Source organism: Nonomuraea sp. NPDC049784 (assembly GCF_040659615.1).
Taxonomy (GTDB): domain Bacteria; phylum Actinomycetota; class Actinomycetes; order Streptosporangiales; family Streptosporangiaceae; genus Nonomuraea.
The window spans coordinates 21,219-27,946 of sequence record NZ_JBFAMX010000090.1; the positions used below are offsets into that span (position 1 = coordinate 21,219).

General features: G+C 64.5%; 5 protein-coding genes. 2 read left to right on the forward strand and 3 right to left on the reverse strand.

What is annotated here, in order from left to right:
- Nucleotides 1–6: 6 nt before the first annotated feature.
- Nucleotides 7–1,014 carry an NAD-dependent epimerase/dehydratase family protein gene (locus tag AB0J09_RS20485; RefSeq protein WP_360693051.1) on the reverse strand — a complete coding sequence of 336 codons (1,008 nt, stop codon included), beginning with the start codon at nucleotides 1,012–1,014 and terminating at the stop codon, nucleotides 7–9.
- A gap of 324 nt (nucleotides 1,015–1,338) precedes the next feature.
- Here AB0J09_RS20485 and AB0J09_RS20490 point away from each other — a divergent pair, with 324 nt between their 5' ends.
- Nucleotides 1,339–1,743 (forward strand): hypothetical protein, encoded by a 405-nt coding sequence (locus AB0J09_RS20490; protein WP_360693053.1) that lies wholly within the window; start codon nucleotides 1,339–1,341, stop codon nucleotides 1,741–1,743.
- A gap of 407 nt (nucleotides 1,744–2,150) precedes the next feature.
- On the opposite strand, the gene AB0J09_RS20495 is transcribed toward AB0J09_RS20490, so the two are convergent.
- Nucleotides 2,151–3,554 carry a WD40 repeat domain-containing protein gene (locus AB0J09_RS20495; RefSeq protein ID WP_360693056.1) on the reverse strand — a complete coding sequence of 468 codons (1,404 nt, stop codon included), beginning with the start codon at nucleotides 3,552–3,554 and terminating at the stop codon, nucleotides 2,151–2,153.
- Nucleotides 3,555–4,276: 722 nt separating this feature from the next.
- Nucleotides 4,277–5,473, reverse strand: coding sequence for a cytochrome P450 (locus tag AB0J09_RS20500; RefSeq protein WP_360693060.1), 1,197 nt, complete (start codon nucleotides 5,471–5,473; stop codon nucleotides 4,277–4,279).
- 279 nt (nucleotides 5,474–5,752) lie between these two features.
- On the opposite strand from AB0J09_RS20500, the gene AB0J09_RS20505 reads away from it, so the two are divergent.
- Complete coding sequence (locus AB0J09_RS20505; RefSeq protein WP_360693063.1) at nucleotides 5,753–6,067, forward strand: hypothetical protein; 315 nt, start codon at nucleotides 5,753–5,755, stop codon at nucleotides 6,065–6,067.
- Nucleotides 6,068–6,728: the final 661 nt, after the last annotated feature.

Consider the following 6,728-nt stretch of genomic DNA (forward strand, 5'->3'; position numbering starts at 1 on the left):
TGCCGCCTACGAGCCGGCGACATAGGCGTCCTCGGCCGCATAGGGGAACCAGACGTCGGGGCCGTGGCGAACGATCAGATCAGGGAAGACATCATGCCAGCCTCCGCCGCCCGCCTCGGCCTCGGATACGGCGGCGACGGCCCATTCGATGTCCTGGCGCAGCGCGTCGTCGTAGGAGACGGCATGGCGGTATCCGAGCTCAGCATGGGCTCTGTCCATACTGAACACGATCGGTTCCGGCACATTCCACGGATTGAAACCCAGGCCGTCCGGACGCGACGGGCCCGCGAAAGTGACGATCTCTGCCTCGTGGCCCATGACAGCGAAGATCCTGGCGCCGATCTCGGCGACGGTCAGCGGGTCATCGGCGATGTTGAGGACCCGGGCCGCCGGGTGCTGCGCGCACAGATATATCAGCTCGGCGACGTTCGCGACCGCCGAGGTGGGGAACCGGCTCCGCCCGTCCTGGGCGAGTACGACGTACGGCCGCTTGTCCAGCGCCCGCTTGATGAACGACCAGTGATCCAGCGATTTGCCGTACGGGCCGTGCAGCACGCCCGTCCGGAGAATGCTGACCGGCAGGCCGGGCGTCGCCAGCAGGCAGCGCTCCAGCGCCGCCTTCCCCGCCGGATAGTCGTGGGTGTCACGCTCGACCGTCGGCCACATCTCCGGGATCGGCACCGGCAGGCCGGGAGCCTTGTAGACCGCTCCCGTCGAGATGACCACCAGCGAGCCGACGCAGCCAGCCAACTGGGCGAGCTGTGCACCGTGGTGTGGGGTGAATGCGACCGTGTCCACGACCAGATCGTGGCCGTCGAGGGCATTGAGCAGCGCCTCGGTGTCGGTCCGGTCGACCTGGACCGACGCCACCCCGTCCGGCTCCGCAGCGTCCGGACGGAGCCGGCGGTGCCCAAGGGTCACCGCGTACCCCGCCACGGCGAGCCGGGCGGCTGTGGCCCGGCCGATCTGCCCCGTGCCTCCGATGATGAAGGCGCTTCGGTCATGAACCGTCACCAACCGATCTTAACCCGCCACAGTCGAAACCCCAGGTTCGTCACGACAAGCGCACCACGCTGCCAAGAATCAGGATCACCATGGTCGCAGGACCTGCGGCTTGCCGGCCTACTTAGCTTGGCTCTGAAGCCGCGCGGATGGTGGAACTCGATGGGGAAGACCACGGTTGCAGCAAGGACTACACCCAGACCGGCAAGCAGCGCAGGAACACGCATCGCGGCCCGAGCCACATACCACGGTCCGGACCCGCGAACGTCACGCCCCCGTCCACGAATTCCCCAGGTATGCGCCGTCTTCTACGCCCTCTCCCTCGATACCACCCTCGTGTTCCTCAGCTCCATAAGCACTCGGCACGGTCAAGCACTGCTCTCCAGGCAACCTTCGGCCCGATGCGCATTCACGGCGCAGAAGGACGAACAGACCTGGGATGCCATCACCGGCATCCAGGGGCAGGGCACCTGCCACCGCCTGGAGGGAACGGCACGCGATGAGGCCCGCACTGTTTACGCCGCCCGCTTCCCGTTTGTCGCCGACACCCCACACCTGGCCCAGGCGCTGTCCGCCGCCGACTACTGGGAAGTACGGCCCCACTGGCTCCGCCTCATCGACAACAGCCGCGGCTTCGGCCACAAGACCGAATGGACTCGGGAGACCATCTGGGGGATACGCCGCGACCACCTCGCCGCCCGCGACTTCTCCAGGACCGTTTTCGACGTCCAAGGCCACTGACATCCCGCCCACGCTCAGCATCACCTTAAGTAACCGATCAGCGAGAGTGCGCCAGAGCCGAAATACGTCAGCAGCGACGCATCGAACCCCTGGTCATACAGGCCGAGCCCGCAGGCGGCCTTCCAGCGCAGATCGAACCCCGGAGCGCCGCTACCGCCTCCTCATCCGACAGTCCGTGCAAGGCCTGCAGGAGCACCACTGTGGCCAGCAGGGCGGCACCGACGAACGGCCGTTTACCGGCGCGTACATGTCCGCAACGCTCGCCGGTATTCGGCCAGGAACGCGAACACGCTCCCGGCACACGACCCATACTTCAGGGCCCGGCCGGAACCCTCCGACGGCCCCATGACCCGAGGCTGAATTCCGAATCCCTGCCTGGAAAGCCCATCAAGATCTTCAGGACGCTCCTAGAGTCGAGAGCATATATTAAACGGCTCTTCGTTCAGCACATCGGGCGGTTGGATCTCACTAATTCTTTCCCAGAATCCGGGAGGAGGCCGAAGAGGCTGGGAAGCGACGCAGGCATCTCTTATAAAGTTGGCACGCAGCTTGGGCAGCAGCCATGAATAAGCCCCGCCAACCCTTGTTCCTACGGCAATCACGGTCCCACCCTCGTTCATGGCCAGCTGCCGGCTTTGAGACTCAGGAACTCTTAACGTGGCCAGCAGGATTGGGTGCGACGGATCCTTCAGCCCCCATATGACCACCGGGTCAAGGCTCGACACCCCACCCGGTTCGTTCTCAACCGTGGCCACGATACTTCCGTCGCCGGCGACGGCCAGCGGCGCTCCCCCTTCTGCCGGACTCGGCAGGCTTCCCACTCGGGTCGGTCGCGCCGGGTCGGTCACATCCCAAACAGTCCGGCCAATTATCGCCCTCCGGCCGTCGGCGCTCATCACGCCGCCGCCCCATCCGCTCACAGCGGGCCTCTGCTCCGCACTCTTGACTCGTGAACTCAGAGCAGGGTGGAGCGGACCATTGAGCGACCAAACGATAGCCGAATCCTCGCTAATTGTGAGCAGCTTTCTTCCGTCCGCTGACGCCGACACCACGCTCACGCCAGAGGTATGCTCACGCACGCGAGTCAGTAGCCGAGGCTTCTGCCCAGCTCCCAAGCTCCAGATTTCAACCGAGCCGCTCTCAAAGCCGGCGAACAGCGTCATGCCATCGGCACTCAGAGAGATATCGAGAAGACGCCCCGTATAGTTCCCAGTACGGACAACGGTTCTACGGGGATTGTCGTCCTCACTCAGGTCCCACATCTTGATGTCGCCACTTGTCTCATCCCCGATTACTGCAATTCGCCCGTCGGAGGACAAAGCTACTGGCCCATATCCACGATCAAGGATCGTCGATCTGCTCCCCGTGAGGTTCTCCCTGTCTGCTTCGGGATTCCTTTCGAGGCCCCAGAGACCGGAACCTTCCTGCGCATCGGAGACAAGTGCCAACCTTCCATCGGAACTCATCGCGACATCGATAACGGTTGCCGTCCCCGGAAGGAAACCTCGGCGCTCCTCGGTGAGGGTTTCAGCCAGCGCGGATCTGGTGTAACTATCCGAGTGACTCAGTACGGCGACATAGCCCAGCAGGTCCGCGGCATACCAGTCCGACCCGCGCTGCTTGATGCCGTCAAGGGCGATTGCCCGAGCCTCGGACACAGTATGAGCTCGCAGGCTGATAGGCACCCCTATCCCAATCAACAAAGCAAGAAGTACCACTCCAGCAACGAGCATGGGACCCAAGCGTCTCCAACGCCCGTAGCTTACCTTTGTCGTGGAAGGAAGTTCCTCGTCAGCATCAGGCTTTCGCATGACACCTCCCGCACATATTTCCGCGCTCCACCGCAATGCGCCGAGAGGTGATCCTATCTGCCAATTTTCGAGGCAGCAAGTCTTGCCCAACCCATTCCACATGACTACCATTGCCAGGCCGAATCTCGTGCTAGCGCGGCAATTCGGTACCGGGAAGGCGGATGTAGTATGGAGTCTCGTATATCGTTGTTCCATGCGACCCCATATGCGCCTGGTGTGATTACCATCCAGCGACCGGGATTCGCTTTTACGAATGCATCCAGCCGGTCATTGAAGCTGCTCGCCTCCAATTTGTTGGCCCAGGTCTCGATGTTGGCGATCATGTCGCATACCTCGCCAGCTGCATCCGCTTAGCTCTTCACGAACTCGAGCTTCCCGGTAAACTTAATCGCTTCGCAGAGCCCTGTACCGCGTCAAAACACAGCCACGATGGCTCTGACCGGGCTTTGACGGGATCCGTTTCCCGCAGACAAGACAAGATCACGTCTTGTGCTTGTTCGCCTGCTCTATCTGATCGCGCTTCGAGTGCGGTCCCGTCCCCACAGTTCCTCGAGTGGGTCAGGCAAACCGAAGTGCGCGCGGACCTTGGTGAAGTACACGTCACCTTCGACCCGCAGCCTGACCACCACCGCAGGCTCACCCCGACCGGTCCTACCGGCCGAGGTTCGCTGCCTCCGGCCCGCAAACGGCTCGATTTTCGGACTAGCGAGCAGGACCCGATGTCACCAGGTGACGGGAAGTTCGGCCAGGCCGCCGGTGAGTAGGTGACTGTTGACCGTCAACTCCTGCACGTCTCTGGCCAGCCGCATCGTGGGGAAGCGCGATATCAGCTGGGAGAACACGGCCTGCAACTCGATCCGCGCCAGCGGGGCGCCGAGGCAGTAGCGAGCGCCATACCCGAAGGTGAGGTGGGCTCCCGCCTGCCTGTTGATGTCGAATCGGTCCGGCTCGGCGAAGACCTCGCCATCGTGATTGCCCGCGCTCAGGTCCAGCAGCACCAAATCGCCGGCGCGCACCCGCACGTGCGCGACGTCCAGATCGACGCGGGCGTAGCGGAGGATGCCGTGCCCGCCCACGCCGGACGCCCGCAGGATCTCCTCCACGGCTGCGTTGACACGGGAGGGGTCGCCGAGCAGCGCCTGCCACTGGTCGGGGTGGGCCAGCAGCCACAACGCACCCATGCCGATCGCAACGACCGTGGTCTCGTGCCCGGCGAATAGTAGGAGCATGCCCAAGATGGCGGCCTCGTCGTCGCTGACCCCTTCGGTCAACGCCAGGCGTGTGATCACATCTGCGTCCTCGCTGTCACCGCCGAGGTGGCCCTCGCGCCGTTTGCGGGCCACCAACTGCCGGCCGTAGGTGAACAGCTCGGTCAGCCCCTGCTCTGAGCGGGTCTTGTCGGTGACATCCGCAGCAGCCTGCGTCCAGGCGTGGAACTGCGCGCGGTCGGCGTAGGGCACGCCGAGCAGTTCACAGATCACCGCGATCGGCAGCGGCAACGCCAGACGCGCGTGCAAGTCGGCCTGCGGCCCCCGCCTGGCGAGTTCGTCCAGCAGGTCGCTGGTCAGCGCTTCGACACGAGGGCGCAGCGCCCGCATCCGTTTGGGGGAGAAGTGCGGCTGAAGCAGGGCGCGCATCCGCCGATGGTCGAGTTGCTCGGTGTCGAAGTCGCCAATCGGCCCGCCGAACAACACCGACTCTCCGGTGCGTGCGGCGTTGTCCGGCGCGGGGTGCGCCCGGCCGAGCCGGTCGTCATCCAGCAGCCGGCGGACCTCTTCGTAGCCGGTCACCAGCCAGGCTGGATCTCCGACCGCGGTACGGATGGGGTGGATCGGTCCTTGCGTCTGCAGCGCGAGCAGCACAGGGGCCAGTTGCAACGGGCTGGGCTGCTCCAGCGGCAGTTGAGTGCGGATAGTCATGGAACCTCCTAGTAAGGCTCCTTTTGTATCTATATTTACTTAAAAACGCTGTATGTCCTTTACCTTCAGGACTTCGGTGGTCTGCGGCCAGCTGAGGCGGCCGGGCTCCGGGAGAAGGACTGCCGCCTTCCCGCATCCGGGTGGGGCCTGCTCACTCTGGAGAAGACCGCACCCCAGAGCAACAAGCGATTCACCGACTCCGGCAAGGCCCATGACGAGCGCGGTCTGAAGCACCGGGACGCGAAGACCACACGGCCGGCGCCGATCCCGCCCGAACTGGTGGCCACCCTCCGGGCGCACCTCCACACGCACGGCACAGCCAAGGACGGCCGGCTCTTCCGGACCAGGACAGACGGCGTGATCTCCGGCTCGGCCTACGCCAAGATCCGGAAACAGGCCCGAACCCACGCCCTCACCCCCGACCAGGCCGCCTCCCCCCTGGCAGGCCGACCGTACGACCTGCGGCACGCGGCCGTCTCACTTTGGCTGAACGCCGGGGTCCACACACCAGAAGCGGCGGAGCGGGCCGGTCACGGGGTAGACGTCATGCTCCGGGTCTACACCAAGTACGTGAGGTGGCCAATCAGCGGATAGAGGGCGCGCTGGCCTCATGAATGATCGATCGCGGAATACTGGCTCGGTGGATCTCCCGGCTGAGCTCAGAGAACGTCTGGCCGACCTCAGAGGTGATCTCCTTTGGGGACGGCTCTTGGGGAGCGTGACGGATGCTGGATGGCTGGCCTGTGAGCTCATCGAAGCCGGTCTGGATACCCCTGCGGTCTGGGAGCTCGCGGGCTACGCGATGTCCATCGGGCCTATGAAGGAAGTTGAGCCGCTGGACCGCGAGGTGCTGGCGGAGAGTGGCTTCCCGTCCATCGATCTACAGCGCGAGCCGTGGGCGGTCGCTCAGGATGTGGCGACATGCACGACGAGTGGCAATCAGGCGAACGCCGCTCCCCGTCCGAGGGCTCGATGGCCCAACTCAAACCAACCAGCGACACTGGCGGCATCGCCGCGATCGACAGCGGCGAGTAGACACCCCGGTACCTAACCGCGCAACCGGCCAGTTGACCGGGCACCGATGACTTCCGGGCGGCAGTGGCGTCTAAAGCACTAGCGACAGGCCACAGACGCCGCGGCCACGCGAGCGCTGCGGCCCGGGACACGCACGTCCCCCTAGCAAGCACGGTCCCCAGACGACCCGAGACCACGGAGATCTGATCATGCGGAAGCTGATAGCGACAGTGTTCAACTA

Coding starts and splice junctions, on each gene's coding strand:
- AB0J09_RS20495 (WP_360693056.1), bottom strand. CDS start 3,554: ATGCGAAAGCCTGATGCTGACGAGGAACTTCCTTCCACGACAAAGGTA.
- AB0J09_RS20500 (WP_360693060.1), bottom strand. CDS start 5,473: ATGACTATCCGCACTCAACTGCCGCTGGAGCAGCCCAGCCCGTTGCAA.